This window comes from Bhargavaea massiliensis, assembly GCF_018390575.1.
Taxonomy (GTDB): Bacteria; Bacillota; Bacilli; order Bacillales_A; family Planococcaceae; genus Bhargavaea; species Bhargavaea massiliensis.
Genome location: NZ_JAHBCJ010000008.1, coordinates 39,507 through 56,535 on the forward strand (window position 1 = coordinate 39,507; position 17,029 = coordinate 56,535).

General features: G+C 51.8%; 21 protein-coding genes. 9 read left to right on the forward strand and 12 right to left on the reverse strand.

The features are described from left to right. Window positions 1–58: 58 nt before the first annotated feature. On the forward strand, window positions 59–382 hold the full coding sequence (locus tag KHA84_RS12470) for a DMT family transporter (RefSeq protein ID WP_213423850.1): 324 nt from the start codon (window positions 59–61) through the stop codon (window positions 380–382). Further along, window positions 379–723: a DMT family transporter gene (locus KHA84_RS12475; protein ID WP_213423851.1), complete on the forward strand. Its 345-nt coding sequence runs from the start codon at window positions 379–381 to the stop codon at window positions 721–723. The genes KHA84_RS12470 and KHA84_RS12475 overlap by 4 nt, the downstream gene beginning before the upstream one ends. A 36-nt stretch (window positions 724–759) precedes the next feature. Here the strand turns inward: KHA84_RS12475 and KHA84_RS12480 are convergent, their stop codons facing one another. Beyond that, window positions 760–1,284 carry a GNAT family N-acetyltransferase gene (locus KHA84_RS12480; protein ID WP_213423852.1) on the reverse strand — a complete coding sequence of 175 codons (525 nt, stop codon included), beginning with the start codon at window positions 1,282–1,284 and terminating at the stop codon, window positions 760–762. 223 nt (window positions 1,285–1,507) lie between these two features. Here KHA84_RS12480 and KHA84_RS12485 point away from each other — a divergent pair, with 223 nt between their 5' ends. Then, the gene (locus KHA84_RS12485; protein ID WP_213423853.1) at window positions 1,508–1,771 is read left to right on the forward strand and encodes a hypothetical protein; all 264 of its coding nucleotides are present in this window, start codon (window positions 1,508–1,510) and stop codon (window positions 1,769–1,771) included. 1,001 nt (window positions 1,772–2,772) lie between these two features. Here the strand turns inward: KHA84_RS12485 and KHA84_RS12490 are convergent. Together KHA84_RS12490 and KHA84_RS12495 are read right to left on the reverse strand one after the other, a co-directional pair. Beyond that, complete coding sequence (locus KHA84_RS12490; RefSeq protein ID WP_213423854.1) at window positions 2,773–4,878, reverse strand: heavy metal translocating P-type ATPase; 2,106 nt, start codon at window positions 4,876–4,878, stop codon at window positions 2,773–2,775. Then, window positions 4,868–5,254: an ArsR/SmtB family transcription factor gene (locus KHA84_RS12495; protein WP_213423855.1), complete on the reverse strand. Its 387-nt coding sequence runs from the start codon at window positions 5,252–5,254 to the stop codon at window positions 4,868–4,870. Before KHA84_RS12495 ends, KHA84_RS12490 begins: the two co-directional genes overlap by 11 nt. Before the next feature lie 212 nt (window positions 5,255–5,466). Between KHA84_RS12495 and KHA84_RS12500 the strand changes: the two genes are divergently transcribed. Beyond that, window positions 5,467–5,634 carry a hypothetical protein gene (locus KHA84_RS12500; protein ID WP_213423856.1) on the forward strand — a complete coding sequence of 56 codons (168 nt, stop codon included), beginning with the start codon at window positions 5,467–5,469 and terminating at the stop codon, window positions 5,632–5,634. After that, on the forward strand, window positions 5,631–5,807 hold the full coding sequence (locus KHA84_RS12505; protein WP_213423857.1) for a hypothetical protein: 177 nt from the start codon (window positions 5,631–5,633) through the stop codon (window positions 5,805–5,807). The genes KHA84_RS12500 and KHA84_RS12505 overlap by 4 nt, the downstream gene beginning before the upstream one ends. Before the next feature lie 285 nt (window positions 5,808–6,092). Here KHA84_RS12505 and KHA84_RS12510 read toward each other — a convergent pair whose 3' ends face one another. From KHA84_RS12510 to KHA84_RS12530, 5 genes are all read right to left on the reverse strand, one after another. Next, window positions 6,093–6,329, reverse strand: a complete 237-nt coding sequence (locus KHA84_RS12510) for a hypothetical protein (protein WP_213423858.1) — start codon at window positions 6,327–6,329, stop codon at window positions 6,093–6,095. Window positions 6,330–7,013: 684 nt separating this feature from the next. Further along, the gene (locus KHA84_RS12515) at window positions 7,014–7,274 is read right to left on the reverse strand and encodes an adhesin (protein ID WP_213423859.1); all 261 of its coding nucleotides are present in this window, start codon (window positions 7,272–7,274) and stop codon (window positions 7,014–7,016) included. Between the two features lie 65 nt (window positions 7,275–7,339). Continuing rightward, window positions 7,340–7,525: a hypothetical protein gene (locus KHA84_RS12520; RefSeq protein ID WP_213423860.1), complete on the reverse strand. Its 186-nt coding sequence runs from the start codon at window positions 7,523–7,525 to the stop codon at window positions 7,340–7,342. 12 nt (window positions 7,526–7,537) lie between these two features. Continuing rightward, entirely contained in the window at window positions 7,538–8,323 is a 786-nt protein-coding gene (locus KHA84_RS12525; RefSeq protein ID WP_213423861.1) for a class I SAM-dependent methyltransferase, read from the reverse strand. A gap of 503 nt (window positions 8,324–8,826) precedes the next feature. Then, a complete protein-coding gene (locus tag KHA84_RS12530; RefSeq protein WP_213423862.1) occupies window positions 8,827–9,429 on the reverse strand; it encodes a trimeric intracellular cation channel family protein in 603 nt (200 codons plus the stop codon). A gap of 324 nt (window positions 9,430–9,753) precedes the next feature. Between KHA84_RS12530 and KHA84_RS12535 the strand changes: the two genes are divergently transcribed. From KHA84_RS12535 to KHA84_RS12550, 4 genes are read left to right on the forward strand one after another with little or no spacing between them, the layout of a single operon-like run. After that, complete coding sequence (locus KHA84_RS12535) at window positions 9,754–11,067, forward strand: efflux RND transporter periplasmic adaptor subunit (protein ID WP_213423863.1); 1,314 nt, start codon at window positions 9,754–9,756, stop codon at window positions 11,065–11,067. Window position 11,068: 1 nt separating this feature from the next. Continuing rightward, entirely contained in the window at window positions 11,069–11,749 is a 681-nt protein-coding gene (locus KHA84_RS12540; protein ID WP_213423864.1) for an ABC transporter ATP-binding protein, read from the forward strand. Continuing rightward, entirely contained in the window at window positions 11,746–12,963 is a 1,218-nt protein-coding gene (locus KHA84_RS12545; RefSeq protein WP_213423865.1) for an ABC transporter permease, read from the forward strand. Before KHA84_RS12540 ends, KHA84_RS12545 begins: the two co-directional genes overlap by 4 nt. A 32-nt stretch (window positions 12,964–12,995) precedes the next feature. Then, entirely contained in the window at window positions 12,996–13,172 is a 177-nt protein-coding gene (locus tag KHA84_RS12550; RefSeq protein WP_213423866.1) for a hypothetical protein, read from the forward strand. A gap of 63 nt (window positions 13,173–13,235) precedes the next feature. Here the strand turns inward: KHA84_RS12550 and KHA84_RS12555 are convergent, their stop codons facing one another. The 4 genes from KHA84_RS12555 to KHA84_RS12570 all read right to left on the reverse strand — a co-directional run bounded on the left by KHA84_RS12555 (window position 13,236) and on the right by KHA84_RS12570 (window position 16,774). Further along, window positions 13,236–13,853, reverse strand: coding sequence for a LysE/ArgO family amino acid transporter (locus tag KHA84_RS12555; protein ID WP_213423867.1), 618 nt, complete (start codon window positions 13,851–13,853; stop codon window positions 13,236–13,238). 85 nt (window positions 13,854–13,938) lie between these two features. Next, window positions 13,939–14,481: a GNAT family N-acetyltransferase gene (locus KHA84_RS12560; protein WP_213423868.1), complete on the reverse strand. Its 543-nt coding sequence runs from the start codon at window positions 14,479–14,481 to the stop codon at window positions 13,939–13,941. A gap of 16 nt (window positions 14,482–14,497) precedes the next feature. Next, window positions 14,498–16,474: an alpha/beta hydrolase family protein gene (locus KHA84_RS12565; protein ID WP_213423869.1), complete on the reverse strand. Its 1,977-nt coding sequence runs from the start codon at window positions 16,472–16,474 to the stop codon at window positions 14,498–14,500. Between the two features lie 117 nt (window positions 16,475–16,591). Further along, window positions 16,592–16,774, reverse strand: coding sequence for a hypothetical protein (locus KHA84_RS12570; protein WP_213423870.1), 183 nt, complete (start codon window positions 16,772–16,774; stop codon window positions 16,592–16,594). Window positions 16,775–17,029 lie beyond the last annotated feature (255 nt).

Genomic DNA, 17,029 nt, shown 5'->3' on the forward strand with positions numbered 1-17,029 from the left:
CCCAAACCGGCACCCGGTTGATAGAGTTTTAAATGGGAAAGAAAGAGAGGTTCATCTGATGAATGCCTACCTATTATTGCTCTTTGCGATCATTTGCGAGGTGATCGGCAGTTCTCTCCTCAAGGCGACCGATGGGTTCAGAAGGCCACTGCCGACGCTCGGCGTCGTCGCCGGCTACGGCCTCGCCTTCTATGCCCTGTCGCTGACCTTGCTCACGCTGCCGCTCGGCCTGACCTACGCCGTCTGGTCGGGGCTCGGGACCGCGCTGACCGCGATGGTCGGCGTCATCGTCTATAAAGAAGCATTCGACGGCCGGAAGCTTGCCGGGCTTGCCATGATCATCGCAGGCGTCATCCTGCTGAATATTGGAGGTGCCGAATGAAAGGCTATCTGTATCTCGCCATCTCCATCATCACCGAAGTGTTCGGCACCGCCATGCTGAAGCTGTCGGAAGGATTTACCGTCCCCCTCCCTGCGATCGGAGTTGCGGCGGCTTACGGGCTGTCGTTTTACTGCCTGTCGCTCTGCTTGAAAACCGTTCCGCTTAGCCTTGCCTACGCCATCTGGTCAGGCATCGGGACAGCCCTGACCGCGCTTCTCGGTGTTCTCGTCTGGGGCGAGCTGTTCGGAGCGCTTAAAATCGCAGGGCTCATCCTGATCATCGGCGGCGTCACCTTATTGAACTCGAACGGAAAAAAAGCAGCAGCGGACCCTTCAGATTAAGGTTCCTCTGCTGCTTTTGTATGGAGCGGGACTGAATCATTTTAGGATTGAATAGACATAGGTGTCATACGCCTTTCCATTTTGATACATGTACTGTCTTAAGATGCCCTCTCGTTGAAATCCGGCTTTGCTCAGTAATTGGTTGGATGCTTCATTTTCCATAAACACAACGGCACCGATGCGGGTCAGGCCCAATTGGTCAAACCCATATTGGATGACACTGGTTACAGCTTCGAAAGTGTAACCCTTCCTCCAATGTTCAGGGAGAATTTCATATCCTATTTCTGCGCGCTTATGTTTCGCTGACCAGGCATTAAATCCGATGGTCCCAATGATGCCCGGGTGCTCATTTACTTCAATTCCCCAGCGGATTCCCCGTTTTTCATTGTAGCTGTTTGCAAAAAAATCAATAAACGCTTCTGCCTGCTCGATGCTGTCCAATGTTTCCTGCCCATAAAATCGGGTGACACGTTCATTAGAAAAACACGCGAATACATCGCCGGCATCAGCCTTGGTTATTTCTCTTAATTGCAATCTTCCCGTATCTAATGTCGGAAACATTTTTTCTCCTCTCGTTTGCTTTTTTAACGTCATTTCACCATATTCTTCATCTTCCCTTTCCTTCCTTCTTTCTGTTTTTATATTCAGCAGCCGGGTTACCCTAGTTAAGGTTTCCCGAATGTTTATGACAGTTTTCGAACATGATGGAGACCATCATCCTTAATCATAGAAGCAATGTTATGCTGAGTTTTTAGAACGCACATCCATGGGAAGGAGGAGGGACATGCAGAAAAACGTGAAAGTGCTGATTGTCTCGCTCATCTTACTGTTCATTATTGCTGTTGTTGCTTTCAACCTGCTAAAAGACGATCAATCAAATTCAAGGGTGATCTTGGATCACACCCATAAAACGTACATCGCGCCTTCCTGTTTCGAGGAATCGGACCCGACCAATTTCATTGAGGATTCAACCTTGGGCGAAGCCGAGGAGTTGGGCTATCCCCCGCATTCCGCCTGCACACAAGAAGCGCTCGGTATCTCAAAATAAAAGCAGGCCCGGAAAGTTTAACCCGTTCAGTTGTGTGGTGCAAACAGGCGAATTAGCACAGGAATTAGCAGAGGTATTAGCAAGACATTAACATCGTTTTCAGCACCCAAATGGGTGCTTTTTTTATCAATCAAAAACGTTCATTAGCACAGTCGATAAACCGAGCTGAATCCAATGATGATAGAGCGAGGAGAAAAATGATGATAGTAAGTAGTTTATTTCCAATTAACGAAACTTATTGGCCGTTGAGAACGTATCAAATTAGTGGGGATTACAACGAACGTAGACACTTTGTGGCATAGCGTAAACGTTAGATTTTCTTCACAACCTTCTTTAAGATAATAGAGGAATTATGTAATTAAAAAAATTAATTGAAATGTGGTGTTGGTATAATTAAAAACACTTTTTTATTAATTTTAGCAGTAATTGGTGCTTTTATGGTAGTTATAACGTTCGGTAAATTGGGAGAACAAGGTAATCTGGTTATGACTATTATGGGAAATATTATTTTTTTGAGTGCGATATTCAGTATTATATATTTAAGTAGAAAGAGGGATCGAGATTAATAGCAACTTCTTTTCCTTCCCCTCTCTTATACCTGCCCTCTTTTGTGGTCTTAAAAAGAAATCCTAAATCTGAGTAAAGAGCAAAAGATAATTAGATAAGTGTATTTTATACAAGCACCCAAAACGGGTGCTTTTTTTATAATTTCGCTAATTACAGCCACTTCGGTTCATTTTATCAAGTTTTTCAGCAACGGTTTTAACATGCAAATTAGCATCGAAATCAGCAATCATTTCAGCACCATTTTTTCACATTACAATAGCCATTGTAAGTCTGTTGATTTCATTGCTGATTTACACGTCAAAATAACATAAAAGCTTGATGTATCAATAAAAATAACCTCCAAAACCAATGCTGGTTTGGAGGTTATTTACGGGTTTAAAACTTCTTTTGTACCACTGAACTGAACGGGTTACGGAAAGTTCCGGGCCAGCTTTTTATTCTTTCATCCTCAACAGTCTCAGCGAGTTGGCGACGACGATCAGCGTCGCGCCCATGTCGGCGAAGATGGCGAGCCAGAGCGTGAGCCATCCCGGGACCACGAGCAGCAGTGCGGCGATCTTGACCAAAATGGCAAACGAGATGTTCTGCTTGATGATCGCCAGCGTTTTTCTGCTTAGTGCAATCGTGTACGGCAGTTTTTCAAGGTCATCGGCCATCAGGGCGACGTCGGCTGTTTCGAGTGCGGCGTCCGTTCCGGCGCCGCCCATGGCTATTCCGACCGTAGCGGCGGCCAATGCCGGGGCATCATTGACGCCGTCACCGACCATGGCGACATTGCCGTTTTGGCCGCGGAGAGTTCTGATGTAATCCAACTTATCTTCAGGCAGCAGTTCGGCCCTCGTTTCACTCAGGCCCAGCTGGCTGCCGATCGCCTGGCCGGTGGCCTCGTTGTCGCCCGTCAGCATGACGGTCTTCTCGATTCCCAAATGATGAAGCTTTTGAATAATGGAGGCACTGCTCTTCCTCACCTGGTCGGCCACCGCGACCAACCCTTTGATTTCCTGCCCGGTTCCGAGCAGCATGACGGTTTTACCCTGTTTCTGAAGATCCTTTACCTGCCGGGCCACAGTCTCCGGTACAGAGAGGAGCTCATCAAACAGAATCGGGCTTCCGATGTAGTAGACGTCGTTCCCAACCGACGCTTTTGCGCCTTTGCCGGTGATCGACTGAAAATCGGCCGCCTGGACGGCTTCTGCCCCGGCTTCCTCCGCTTTGCGGACAATCGCTGAAGCGAGCGGGTGCTGGGAGTAGGATTCGATCGCCCTTGAAACAGCCAGAATTTCACCGGTGTCCATGCCAGACAAACTCACCACGTCTGTAACGACCGGCTTGCCTTCCGTGAGCGTTCCGGTCTTGTCGAAGGCCACCACTTTCAGCTTCCCTGTTTCTTCAAGGTGGATGCCGCCTTTGATGAGGACGCCTTTTCGGGCCGCGTTCCCGATCGCGGTGACGATGGCGACCGGCGTGGAGATGACGAGTGCGCAAGGGCAGCCCACGACGAGGACCGCGAGCCCGCTGTACACCCACTCAGACCAGGTGGCTCCGAACAGCAGCGGCGGAACGACGGCCACAAGCAAAGCGACCACCATGATCGCGGGGGTGTAGTACTTGGCGAACTTGTCGACAAACTGCTGGGAAGGCGCGCGTTCAGCCTGCGCTTCTTCCACCAGGTGGATGATCTTCGCGATCGTCGTGTCTTCCGACCGCTTGGTGACCCGGACTTCCAGTGCACCTTCTTCGTTCAGCGTGCCGGCGAACACTTCGTCACCGGCCATTTTATGGACCGGGATCGATTCGCCGGTGATGGCGGCCTGGTTGATGGAAGACTGCCCTTTAATGACTTGGCCGTCCATGGCGAGCTTCTGACCGGGCTTGATCAGCATGATGTCGCCGATGCGGACTTCTTCCACATCGATTTCCATGACTTCTGTTCCGCGTCTGACCGTGGCCCGGTTAGGCGCGATATCCATCAGCGCCTTGATCGATTGGCGGGCCTTGTCGATGGAGTACGCTTCAAGCGCTTCACTGACCGCAAAGAGGAACACGACGACCGCTCCCTCGGCCCACTCGCCGATCAGAGCCGCCCCGATGACCGCGACCGTCATCAGCGTCTTCATGTCGAACTCGAGCTTTGTCAGGTTCTGCAGCCCCACCTTGAACAGATCGAATCCGCCGATGAGAATCGCCAAACCGAACAGACCGATCGTCACGGGACTCTTTTCTCCCGCCTGGAAGTAGGAGACATACCCCGCGATGATGAACACGAGGGAGATCATCGCTGCGACGTTCTCACGCTTTTTCCAGAACGGCTCCGACTTTTCCAGCCGTTCCCGCTCCGGATATACCTTGATCCCGTCAAATGCGCCCGCCTTCTCGAGCTGCTCGATGGAGGCGTCGCCTTTGACCGTGACCTTCATTGCCCCGAAGTTCAGCTGGACGTCTTCCACCGATTCAATCGCACGGATGTTTTTCTCGAACTTGGCGGCGCAGTTTGCGCAGGACAGCCCCTGCAGACGGTAAACATTCCGGTTATCTTCCATGACGGATCCCTTCCTGTTCGTGGATCATGGCAATCGCCACAAGCTGCCGGACGTGGTCGTCCTCCAGCGAATAAAACACCATTTTGCCTTCTTTTCGGTATCTGGCTAGCCCCATGTTCCGGAGCAGCCTCAAGTGATGCGAAGCCGTGGCGGTCGTGGCGCCGATGATCTGGGCCACGTCACACACGCACAGCTCTTTTTCCAATGTGAGCGCGTAGGCGATCTTGAGCCGGGTGGCATCCGCCAATGCCTTGAAAATCATCTCGACGCCGCTGACCTGGTCGATTTTCGACTGGATGCGGCTGACTTTCTCTTCATCGTAACAAACTGTATCGCATGTATCTTTGGAAAGGCTCGTAACCTTTTCGGATGACATGATTTCACCTCATTATGATATTCGTTTGAATGTTTGTTTTCATTGTATTCAAGCTTTCTCTTGAATGTCAATCGAACACTCAAACGAACATGATAATATTGTGCGCTATAAACTTGTTTTCTTCCCCCCTCCCACGGATTTCCTGAAACCTCACCGGCCGTTGAACCGTATTAACCGGAAAGACATGCATCCAAACAGGAGGCGATCGGCTCATGCACGGCAAGGAACGGGACGGGCAAAGATACAAAAGGAAAAAAGACAGAAGCGACATTGCGGAATTTTTTCTCTGGTTCCCTGAACTGCTTGTGTGGCCGTTCAGGATGCTCTGGGGGCTGCTGACGTGGATCGGCCGATCGTTCGGCCGGCTGTTTGACTGGTGAGGGCAAAATGTATCCATCTGGTCAAGACACTGAACTTTATGACCGGCAATGTCATCAAACTGATCGGCATCAGGCCGAACCTCGCAAAAGAGCTGAATCACCATCCCCTCGACCAGTGGGTCCAGTTTAATCATTCATTAAAAGAGGAACTGAGCACGTATTTGCTTCAGTGACAAAAAAGCAGGAGCATCCGTCGGGTAACCCGTTCGGTTGAGTGGTGCAAACAAGCGAATTAGCACCGCAAATAGCAGAGGTTTTAGCAAGACATGAACATCTTTTTAGCACCCAAATGGGTGCTTTTTTATGGCTTAAAGAAATGCACATAAAAATGAGCTGGGAACTCTATCTCCAAGCTCATTGTAATTTGACGTCCATTTTTACTAAAGCATCCGTTAGTTGAACAAGAAAAAAACGCATATTAAAAAATCGCGCCCGATTGCTGAACTTTAAGTATCACTTTATCTTTGACGTTTTAATTCTTTATATTCTCCCCATACGAGATAAAGAATACCTACAAGTAGAGATAACACACTAAAAATGTTTAAAGTATATCCTAAATAGGATAACATCCCATCGAATAATTCTTGACTCCAACTTGAAACCCCTGACCCAAAAATTGCAGCACTTATATATTTTGTTGATATTAAAAAAGCAGATATAGCAATAAATGCAATTCCAGCACCTCGTTTCCCCATTTCAATTACCCCCTTCCCCTAATTGGTCCGTTTGAAGTGCAACTTATGGAGTAAACGCGCCCGTTTGTTTATGTATACGCTCACCTTTTACTAAGCTTCTCGTACATGTATGGACCAAAATAGATGAGTCCCCAACTCACACCTAGTGCAACTGAAAATGCTGTTAATATATTCAAATCATCTTTAAAAATAGCATTAATCATAAGGTTTCCGATGAAAAGAACTAAAAAATATAGCAGGAATTTTGAAAATACGGTGCTCCAAATGTCTTCCCCCTTTACAACATAATGGTCCGATTGCTGAACACAAGTTAAATAACGTTCTTCGTTAGTTTAAGTGTAAACCTTCACAAACTTGTTCTTCTTTTAACGTAAATACCAAAACAGCACATTTATCTGATGTTGGCTAGGTGTCCCTACACTATGGTTAATCAACAAAATTAGCAGGGTTTTCAGCAGTCGTTTTAGCACGATTTTTCGAACGTGCAATAATTTTTGTACGTGCATCAGAACACATGCTAATTAGCGTGTTAAAAGCATTGTCAAAAGGGATAAACCCATACATAGCAACAAAAAAAGACCGCCGAAATCGTTGCTAGTTTGGGGTCTAAAACCTTTGTTATTTCTTGTTTTGCACCACTCAACTGAACGGGTTATCCGTCGGGGATGCTCCTGTTTTTTCGTTTCAGCTCCGCAGGACGATGCCCCGCCCTTCCGCCGTTTCCTCGACGTCCAGCGTGAGAAGGTCCGTGTCGCTCAGCTGTGCATCGACCGCCACGCGAATTCCCTTGATTTCCTGCACAACATCGAACTCCTGCGGCTCGTCGAATGTGATGGCGAACTGGGGTCCAAATTCGCCCGTCTCCACCGTCAGACGCACCCCTCCCAAGCCGTGCGCCTCGAGAAATGGCTTCAAAAGCTCTTTGGCTTCTTCTGTTATCAACACGTGCTTCCGCTCCTCCGGTCAATCATTTATCCTCCCGAGTATACCACCGCCTGGACGGATGCCGCTCAATCTCCGCTCCGCTTTTTCCAGTCGTAGGGCTCTTTCGCCCAATCCCATAAAAGGTTAAACAGACCGCCCAGGGTACTCACAGCGGTCACCATCCCCCAGTCGACTTCCCTTTTAAAAATAAACTGCCACAGCGTCAGACCGGCGAAGAGGAAGAGGCCGTAGCCCAAGCTATTTTTCAGCATTGTAAATCCTCCTCAGACATTTTTGAGCAAGACCACATGAAGTTTATGGTCAATCTCATAGGTCCGGTCTCCGAACAGATTGGACAGATGGAGCTTCAGGCTGTCCATAATCTGGTCCCGTTCACCCTCTTCCAAATGCAGCATCCAGGAAAGCGTCTTGAGCCGCTCGCACCAGGTGTCCAACGTGAAAGCCACCGTGTAGTCCTCGTTGTACAATTCTTTCAGGTCGAAGCCGTGCGCCTGCCATTCCGCGAACCACTCCACCGGGAAACTACTGATGGATTGAGCGGAATCGGCTTTTCTTCCGGCAGGTTTGATCCGGCCGGGAATCGCCTTTTTCAGGTGGCCCATCGTTTCCTGGACGACCGGGTCGGCACTGACAAATCCGGAGTCCATAATCAGAAGATCCCCGCCAGGCTTCAGAATCCTCTTTGCTTCTTTGAGAACGGTCGGCCCATCGAACCAGTGCCACGCACGCAAAGCAGTCACGGCATCAAAAAATTGTCCGGGCAGACCGGTATCTTCCGCGTACCGATTTATGTAGTCAATGTTCGCATCGCATTCCGCATCTATGAGCTTGGCTTCCCTGATCAGTTCGGCGGACGGCTCGACGCCCGTCACCTTTGCCCCCTGCTCCCGAAGCATCCGCGAAAGGATGCCGGTGCCCGATCCGAGGTCTGCGACCGATCGGCCCCGAAAGTTAATCCCCCTCACTTCCAGGCCATCAAACAATTCTTCCGTCAGGTCATTCCTGTAGAGTGCATAGCCCTTCGCCACTTGCCCGAAGTCAGCTTTCATTGAAAGACCTCCTGCCCTATATGTATTCAATCATTAGTTCCACAAATCAAAATGATGATAAAAAACGTTTGTTACTGACGACATTTGTCATCTCTTATTCTAAATGGAATAGGAAAATCCTTCAACTTAAGCTATAAACGGGACTTATGGTTCAGCAACCGGCCAGATTAATTGTTCAGAAACAGCTTTATGATACAAATGCAAATGGAGCATCCTGCCTTAAATCACGATGCCATTCAACGGTTCCTTTTTGAAGGACCAATTACCACAAAATCAGACTTTTTCCCGCCGCCTTTGACTGAGTCCTTTCAATTAAACAAGCAGGCAATGTGGAGCAATGCCTGCGTGTATCCAAACCGGAGCTGATTTTCCGGGTCTTGGTGACCAAGGTCTTCCTGCTGGAGAAAACAATCAGCGCCGCTACGCCCACTCACGCTTCACTTGAAAGCACTCACCCTAAATTCCGATGCACTCAGCCCCCATTTGAAAGCACTCGCGCCCCATCACGTCATGGAACTTTTCGGCAAGTGCCACTTATAGTTCACTGACAGCATCCGCAGAATCACGATCGCCACGAGCAGGCCGCCCGTCATCCAGGCGCCTTCGATCATGCCGAGGCCGATCAGCAGGCCCCCGAGCGCTGCCCAGAGCGCATAGATTTCATCCCGGAAGATCATCGGTTTCCTTCCTGCGAAGAGATCGCGGATCATCCCTCCGCCTGCCCCGGTCATGGTCGCGGCGACAATGACTCCGGAGAGCGACGCGCCGGAGTTGACGGCCATGAAGGCGCCCTGGATGGCGAAGGCGGCCAGTCCGATGGCATCGAAAAAGATGCCCCAACGGTTCCAATAGTGGATCCACCATTGATTGGGAAACAGAAACACCACCAGGATGGCGCTGAAGGCCAGGATAAACAGGTTGCCCTGTGTCCAAATCAGATCAACCGGGATTCCGATCAGCAGATTGCGGACCGTCCCTCCACCGAACGCCGTGGTGAACCCCAGGATCATCACGCCGAAGATATCAAAGTCCTCCTCCATCGCGACGAGTGCGCCGCTGATGGCGAAGGCGAGGGTGCCGATAATATTCAATACATCCCAAGTCATGTGAGCAGCGCCGTCCTTTCGTTCGAGCCATGCGACCTTTTTGAATCTCCATTATAGATGGACAAGGGCTCATTCGAAATGAATTCATAAAAAACTCCGCAGAACATCAAATATTTATCAAATATCCCCTTTTTATATGGTTCTTTTAAACGGAAAATATTGTATAATCATGTTGAAAAGTGTTCTCCCGTTTTTTGGATTTCAAGCGACTGTTGGACCAATGGCGGGCGGAGCATTTTTTTTTGGCTTCGATAAGAGGCCGGCAAAAATAAAAGGCGCGCAGACAAACAGATATGAGGTCGCCAGATTATTCAGGGGGGAAAGATGAAAAAGAAACTATTGATTTGGACAGGCATCGCCGTTCTCGCCGTAGGGCTGCTGGGAGCAGCGGCATTTGTCTTCAAGGACCGGCTGTTTGCTTCCGGTGCCTCAGAAGAACATGATGAGCCGGTGATGGTGCAGCCTGCCGCGACGCAGGAACTGGGTGAGAGCATTCTTGTCACGGGCCAGATCATCCCGAGCGATGAGCAGAAAGTGTTCCATGAGACAGAAAACGGTGAAGTAAAGGAGTTTCTTGTATCTGAAAACCAGGTGGTCGAAGCGGACACCCCGCTGTTTGCATACGACGACTCGGCTGTGAACAGCGAATACAATAAAGCGGTCCGCACGCGCGATCTGACGAATAAGCGCCTGGCCATCGCGAACGATGAATTGACGTCAGCGCGAAAACAACTGAAGGATATGAAGAAAAATCCGGATGTCACAAAAGAAGAGATTGGTGCGGCATCCAAGGAAATCGTCCAGTTGGAAATGGATATCGAGAGTATCAAAGATGAAGTCGGTTCCGCCCAGCAGTCGATCGATGAACTGGCCATCCAGAAAGAAAAACTGACCGTCAAAAGCAAAATTGCCGGCACTGTCGTGAAGGTCAATAAAAATGTGGAGCCGTCCGAAAACGGATCCGCCGAACCGGTTGTCCACATTATTTCCAATGGCCCATTTAAGGTGATTGGTACAATGAGCGAGTTTGACACGGTGAAAGTCAAACCCGAACAGCCCGTCGTCATCCGCCCCAAGGTCTTTAAAGACCAGACATGGGACGGCAGCATCGAATCGGTCTCCCAGTTTCCTGAAGGCGACCAGAGCGCCATGGATGAATTCGGAGGAGGCGGCGGCAATGTGACGATGTATCCGTTCACGGTGACGATTGCCGGCGATACGAAAGACTTACGCCAGGGATTCCATGTATCACTCGAAATTAATGTCTCCGACCTTGAACAGAGCAAACAATTGGCCATCCCCCATATGGCGATGGATATGGATGAGGAAGGCAATGAGTTCGTCTATGTAATCAGCCAGGAAAACATTCTGGAAAAACGCCCGGTGGTGCTCGGCGAGATGAATGACGAGTTTGCAGGCGTTGCGGAAGGACTGGAACCCGGGGATCTGGTCATCACGAACCCATACATCATCGCGGTGAAAAACTTGGAACCCGGCCAGGAAGTTCCGGATTTCGTGACGATGGACGAAGGCATGGAAGAGCCGTCCACAGTGGAAGAATCAGAAACAGAGCCGGCAGAAGGCGGGGACGCCCCTGAAGAAACGGAGCCGGAAGCTGACGAATCGGAGGAGGCCTAACATGATCAGGCTTTCTCAGATTACCAAGACCTACGGGAGCGGAAGCCTTTCCGTCCCTGTGCTCCGGGGTCTGGACCTGGAAATCGGGGACGGCGAATTCGTGGCGATCATGGGGCCGTCCGGTTCCGGCAAATCGACGCTGATGAACATCATCGGTTTCCTCGACAAGCAGACTGGCGGCACATATACCCTGAACGGAGAAGACGTGAAGCAGGCCAATGAAAAGCAGCTGGCGGGCCTGCGCAACAAACATATCGGTTTTGTTTTCCAGCAGTTCTTCCTGCTCCCCCGCCTGAACGCCCAGAAAAACGTCGAAACACCTTTGCTCTATTCCGGGGTTTCGAAAAAAGAACGGGCTGAGCGAGCTCTGGGCCTGCTGGAAAAGGTCGGCCTCACAGACAGGACAGGGCATCTTCCGAGTGAACTGTCCGGAGGCCAGAAGCAGCGGGTCGCCATCGCCCGGGCGCTCGTCAACCAGCCCACCGTCATTTTGGCGGATGAACCGACAGGCGCTTTGGACTCAAAGACCGGCGCACAGATCATGGAGCTGCTCACCGAACTGAACCGCGAAGGCAAGACCGTCATCATCGTCACCCACGAAGAAGAGATCGCGGCCTACACAGACCGCATCATCGTCTTGCGTGACGGGCTGATCGTGGATGACAGGAAGGTGACCTCATGAACATATGGGAAAGTTTCTCCCTCGCCCTTTCTTCCATCTGGAACCATAAGATCCGCTCCGTTCTGACGATGCTCGGCATCATCATCGGCGTCAGCGCCGTCATCATCGTCGTGGCGATCGGCGACGGCGCCCGGCAACAGATGTCGGATGAGCTCTTCAGCACGGACGAGAATGCCATCCCCCTCTACTTTGAGCCGGTGTTCGACGAAAGCGGCGAAGAAATGCTGTGGACCGGACCGCCGCCGGTTACCGGTGAGCATCTGGATCAGGTCTTGGATGTGCCCGGCGTGAAATATGTCCTCGGCACAAACAGCGGCTGGGGCACGATGAACCATAACGAACACTCGGCCGAAATGGAAATCATCGGCGTCGACAACCAATACTTTATCGCCAAAGACCTCACGCTTCTGGAGGGCCGCCGCCTGAATACACGCGACAACGACAGCTATTCACGCGTTGCGATGATTGATTCCCTTACAAGAGAGAATATGTTCGGGGCGGATGAAGAAGCGGTGGGGGCGATCATCGACATCAACGACAATCCGTATAAAGTGGTCGGTGTATATGAATCTACACTGCCCCCGGAGTTCCGGCACATGGATGAATTCTCGAACGGACAGATGCTGATGCCCCGCACGCTCATTTCCATGATGTTCGGGAGCCCGGAGATCGATACGATCAACGTCATCGCTGATCAGCCCGACACCTTGACGGAAACCGGCTTTGCCGCTGCCGATAAGCTGACTGAAGTCGTCGGCAGCGAAGAAGGCATGTATGTCGCCGAAGACATGTCCGCGTACGTCGAGGAATTCGACAGCTTCTATGCAACCATCACGCTGTTCATCAGCAGCATCGCCGGCATCTCGCTTTTGGTCGGCGGCATCGGCGTCATGAACATCATGCTCGTCTCCGTCACGGAACGCACGAGGGAGATCGGTCTCCGCAAAGCGCTCGGCGCGACGCGCGGCCAGATCCTCCGGCAGTTCCTGATCGAATCCGTGACGCTCACTTCTCTCGGCGGGATGATCGGAATCGGCTTCGCGGCACTCGTAACCGCCGTCGCCGCACAGTTCCTGCCATTCTCGCCGATCATCAACCCGTTAGTCGTCATTATCGGGATCCTCTTTTCTTCGATGATCGGAATCGTATTCGGCATCCTGCCGGCCAACAAAGCGTCCAAGCTGAGCCCGATCGACGCGTTGAGGTATGAGTGATCCGGGAAAACCACTGGAAAGAAGGTCTGCCCATGTCGGTACAAATTGTGAAATGGGGATTGGTTACCCTCCTGGCCGGCACAACCATCGCCCTGGTTGCCATCCTTCAATCCTCGTATATCGCCGACGAATTAAGCGCAAGGACTATTCCCCTTGCGCTTGTCGCAGGTCTGTCTTCAATCGCGGTGGCCATCGCGTTTCGAAAATAATCCAAAGGAAAGAGGCAGCGCCCAGTGCGCTGCCTCTTTGAGTACTGTCTCTTGGATGCGGAACTACAAGCTCTCCATAAGCTGGACCCCCAAATAAACGGCAATCCCCCAGATGATGAGTGCAGAGATCTGATTGAGCCTTCTGATGATCTTGCCGTCTGTATCGAAGCCTCCGATCAACCGGCCGGCTATTGCCAAGCCGAAAAACCAAGTGAAGGAAACCACGATACATGCTGCCGTGAACACAATGAGCCGGTCCCCCTCGTACGCCAGCGAACTCGGTCCGATGACACCGATCAGGTCGAGAATAGCGTGTGGATTAAGCAGGGAGACCGAAGCGGCGAAGAGGATCTGCTGCTTGGTGGTGAGCGCCTCCCTCCTGCCTTCCCCGGTTCCGGGAGCACTCCTGAAAATTGACCAGCCCATATACACCATAAAGACAAAGCCGACCATGAAGATCAGGTTCTTCAACCAAGCAAAGCTGAAGACGATCAGCGACACGCCCATCACCGCAAGCAGAATCAGGAGCATATCGCAGATACCGGCGGTAATAACTGCCGGCAAAGCCCTTGAAAACCTGCGATGCGTCGCCCCTTGGTTAAAGATGAAGACATTTTGTACGCCAAGCGGCAAGATCAGTCCGAAAGCCAAAACAATTCCGTGAATCAAAGCGGCTAGCATTCCGTTTTCCCCTATCTCTTTTCTTACTATCTTAACAGAAGAAAACAGGCGGGACGTCGCCGCCCTGCCTGTTTTCCCGCAATCTCTATTCCTGAAGTTCCTCCCACTCCTTCCGCAGCATCCCCATCCGGATCGAGTCGTAGTACGTCCCGTTCCAGTAGCGGACTTTGCGGATGCGGGCTTCCATCTTGAAGCCGAGTTTCTCGCCGGCCCGGATCATTCGTTCATTTCCTGACCAGGTGGTGTAGCCCGTCCGGACGAGCGGCATCGTGTTGAACAGGTGGTCGCGCCACAACTTGAAAGCGGTCGTGCCGATGCCGCCGTTCCAGTAGGCCGGGTCGTAGATGGCGATGCCCATCTCAAGCCAGAGTGATGGTTTGTGTTCCCAGTAGTAGCCGACCATGCCGATGATCGTGCCTTCGTGCTCCATCAGCCAGTAGTCGTCCTGGTCGACGAGCTTGTCTTTCTTCTCATAGAACGCTTCCCACTCCATCGTTTCGTGGGGATAATACGGGGCGTCCCACTTTTTCCATTCCGGGTTTTCGTCCCGGAAGCTGAGCTCCCACATGCGGCGGAGATCCGCTTCTTTGACCGGGCGGATCGTCGTGCCGTTTTCGGTGTAGGTCAACGGATTCGTCCCTTTCTTACAGGTACTTCTCGAACCATCCGGTGATCTGGTCCAGTCGCTCGATGCGCAGGTTCGGCTTGCCGGTTCGCGACAGGTTGTGGTCGGCTTCCGGGAAACGGACGAAGACCGTCTCTTTGCCCATGTGCTTCAGTGTGATGAACAGCTGCTCCGCCTGCTCGATCGGGCAGCGGAAGTCTTTCTCGCTGTGAAGGATGAGGAGCGGCGTGTTAACGTTGGACGCGTACTTGAGCGGCGAGATGTCCCAGAGCCCTTCCACGTCATCCATGACCGCGCCGTGTTGCCATTCGCTAAAGTAGTAGCCGATGTCGGAGACCCCGAAGAAGCTGATCCAGTTAGAGATCGAGCGCTGTGTGACCGCCGCCTTGAACCGGTCGGTGTGGCCGACGATCCAGTTCGTCATGAAGCCGCCGTAGCTGCCTCCGGTGACGCCGAGACGGTCGGTATCGATCCAGTCATTATTTTCAATGGCGTAATCGACGCCCGCCATAATGTCCTGATAATCGCCGTTACCATAGTCGCGGCGCACTGCATCGACGAATTCCTGACTGTAGCCGTGGCTGCCGCGCGGATTGACGAACAGGACGCCATAACCTTCGGAGGCGAGCACCTGGAATTCGTGGAAGAACGTGTTCGCATACATCGTGTGCGGCCCGCCATGGATCTCCGTGATCAGGGGGTACTTCTTCCCTTCTTCGAATCCGGCAGGCTTCATGATCCAGCCGTGGACATCCCAATCTTTCGGACCCTTGAAGACGATCGGCTCCGGCTTTGCGAGTTCATGTTCTTCGATGAACGCCTGGTTAAATGAGGTCAGCGCCTTGCGTTCTCCGGTCGTAATTTCCTGGAGGTACAGCTCACCCGGGTGGAGCGGATTGCTTACCGTAAGAACCGCCGTCTTCCCGTCTTTTGTGACGTCATAGCCGTAAACATGCTCGTTTTCCGGTGTCGCCGGGTACAATTCGCCCTCGAGCGTCGCGTAGTATAGGCGGACGTCGCCCATTACGGACACCTGGAAATAGAGCGCATCGTTCCCCGCCCAGACGGCAACCGGAGCTTCGGCGCCCTGCTGGAAATCGGCCGCAACAAGGTCTCCGACCGGTGCATCGAGTGATTCCGTCAGAACAGTGAGCGAACCGGATGCCATGTCATAGACGTATACATCTGCATGGGTCGCATTCTCGAGCCTGCGATCCGCACCGATAAAGGCGATCTTCTTGCCGTCCGGGGAGAATGTCGCACCGCCGTAGTATCCGTCCCGGTCGATGATGGTCGTCTCTTGTTTCGACTCCACATCGGCGAGATAAAGCGCACCGCGGAATTCGAAGTCCTGGTTTTCAGCGCGGTTGACGCTGAACACGATTTTCTTGCCGTCTGGTGACACCGTGTTCAGGCCGTATTGGTGATCGCCTTCCGTGAACTGCGTCACCTCTCCCGACTCGAGGTCCACGACACCGATCTGGCGGAACTGATCCTGCGGCAGGAGTCCGAGCCCGTCCGCCTTGTACTTCATCTTCTTGATGACGACCGGCTCCGGCTTTTTGTCCTTTTTCTCCTCTTCCTTGTCCGTGAACGACTTGTCTTTCTTGACCGCTCCGTTCACCCACACTTTCTTGCCGCAAGGTGACCATGCAAATGCCGAGACCCCGTTTGCAAAATCGGTCACCCGCTCCGCCTCGCCTCCTGCAGCACTCAGCACGTAAAGCTGATTCTTGCCGTCACGGTCGGAAAGGAAGGCGATCTTGCTGCCGTCAGCGGCCCAAGCCGGACTGCTCACCCGGTCCTTGCCATACGTCCACTGCGTCACCTCTCCGGATGCCAAATCTGCATGGAACAGATTCGAAACGTACTTGTTTTCTTCTTTGTCCATATGCGTCCGCACGAACACCGCCCGGCCGCCCTCCGGCGACAAGTTCGGATTCGCCACGGAATAAAGGTCAAACAGCGATTCAGCAGTAATGTTCTTCTTGCTCATCAGTAACTCCCCCTTTATCTAAACCTACTGATAAGTCTAAACTATTTCGACTTGCGGAACAATATCGTTCTTTACTTAAGTGTCAGCAGGGAATGAGGAGGAGAACACCGCTGAAGTTCATGGAGGCGTTGAAGAGCCGCGTTTCCTCTTTACGGCAATCATCAGGATTGCCGTGTAAATCATTGCGAACGGAATGGCCCAGAATGCCAGCTGTAACAACTGGGAACCGGCTGGGTAAAAGAAATAGATAATCATCCACAGACCGGACACAATCAAGATCACTTCCTGTAAATATTTCATGCGTTACACTCCCTCTGCCATAAATTCAGATTCAACCCCGTCCAGTCCATCCCTTCACTCCCTCTCGAATACATCAAAAGACGTTACCGCTCCTCCATCAGCTTTGCCCTCCAGGAACCGTTCGTCACTCTCAATGCTACAATCATCACTTTCGCGGCGCGATTCGTCATTCTCAAGGCCGCATTCATCATTCTCACGGCCCGAATCGTCACACTCGGCACTCACGCAAAAATAGCCCGCGTCCGCGGGCCAATT

Excerpts from the sequence above, each read along its gene's own strand:
- KHA84_RS12470 (WP_213423850.1), top strand. The coding sequence starts at position 59 with ATGAATGCCTACCTATTATTGCTCTTTGCGATCATTTGCGAGGTGATC.
- KHA84_RS12475 (WP_213423851.1), top strand. The coding sequence starts at position 379 with ATGAAAGGCTATCTGTATCTCGCCATCTCCATCATCACCGAAGTGTTC.
- KHA84_RS12480 (WP_213423852.1), bottom strand. The coding sequence starts at position 1,284 with ATGTTTCCGACATTAGATACGGGAAGATTGCAATTAAGAGAAATAACC.
- KHA84_RS12485 (WP_213423853.1), top strand. The coding sequence starts at position 1,508 with ATGCAGAAAAACGTGAAAGTGCTGATTGTCTCGCTCATCTTACTGTTC.
- KHA84_RS12490 (WP_213423854.1), bottom strand. The coding sequence starts at position 4,878 with ATGGAAGATAACCGGAATGTTTACCGTCTGCAGGGGCTGTCCTGCGCA.
- KHA84_RS12495 (WP_213423855.1), bottom strand. The coding sequence starts at position 5,254 with ATGTCATCCGAAAAGGTTACGAGCCTTTCCAAAGATACATGCGATACA.
- KHA84_RS12500 (WP_213423856.1), top strand. The coding sequence starts at position 5,467 with ATGCACGGCAAGGAACGGGACGGGCAAAGATACAAAAGGAAAAAAGAC.
- KHA84_RS12510 (WP_213423858.1), bottom strand. The coding sequence starts at position 6,329 with ATGGGGAAACGAGGTGCTGGAATTGCATTTATTGCTATATCTGCTTTT.
- KHA84_RS12520 (WP_213423860.1), bottom strand. The coding sequence starts at position 7,525 with ATGCTGAAAAATAGCTTGGGCTACGGCCTCTTCCTCTTCGCCGGTCTG.
- KHA84_RS12525 (WP_213423861.1), bottom strand. The coding sequence starts at position 8,323 with ATGAAAGCTGACTTCGGGCAAGTGGCGAAGGGCTATGCACTCTACAGG.
- KHA84_RS12530 (WP_213423862.1), bottom strand. The coding sequence starts at position 9,429 with ATGACTTGGGATGTATTGAATATTATCGGCACCCTCGCCTTCGCCATC.
- KHA84_RS12535 (WP_213423863.1), top strand. The coding sequence starts at position 9,754 with ATGAAAAAGAAACTATTGATTTGGACAGGCATCGCCGTTCTCGCCGTA.
- KHA84_RS12540 (WP_213423864.1), top strand. The coding sequence starts at position 11,069 with ATGATCAGGCTTTCTCAGATTACCAAGACCTACGGGAGCGGAAGCCTT.
- KHA84_RS12545 (WP_213423865.1), top strand. The coding sequence starts at position 11,746 with ATGAACATATGGGAAAGTTTCTCCCTCGCCCTTTCTTCCATCTGGAAC.
- KHA84_RS12550 (WP_213423866.1), top strand. The coding sequence starts at position 12,996 with ATGTCGGTACAAATTGTGAAATGGGGATTGGTTACCCTCCTGGCCGGC.
- KHA84_RS12555 (WP_213423867.1), bottom strand. The coding sequence starts at position 13,853 with ATGCTAGCCGCTTTGATTCACGGAATTGTTTTGGCTTTCGGACTGATC.
- KHA84_RS12565 (WP_213423869.1), bottom strand. The coding sequence starts at position 16,474 with ATGAGCAAGAAGAACATTACTGCTGAATCGCTGTTTGACCTTTATTCC.
- KHA84_RS12570 (WP_213423870.1), bottom strand. The coding sequence starts at position 16,774 with ATGAAATATTTACAGGAAGTGATCTTGATTGTGTCCGGTCTGTGGATG.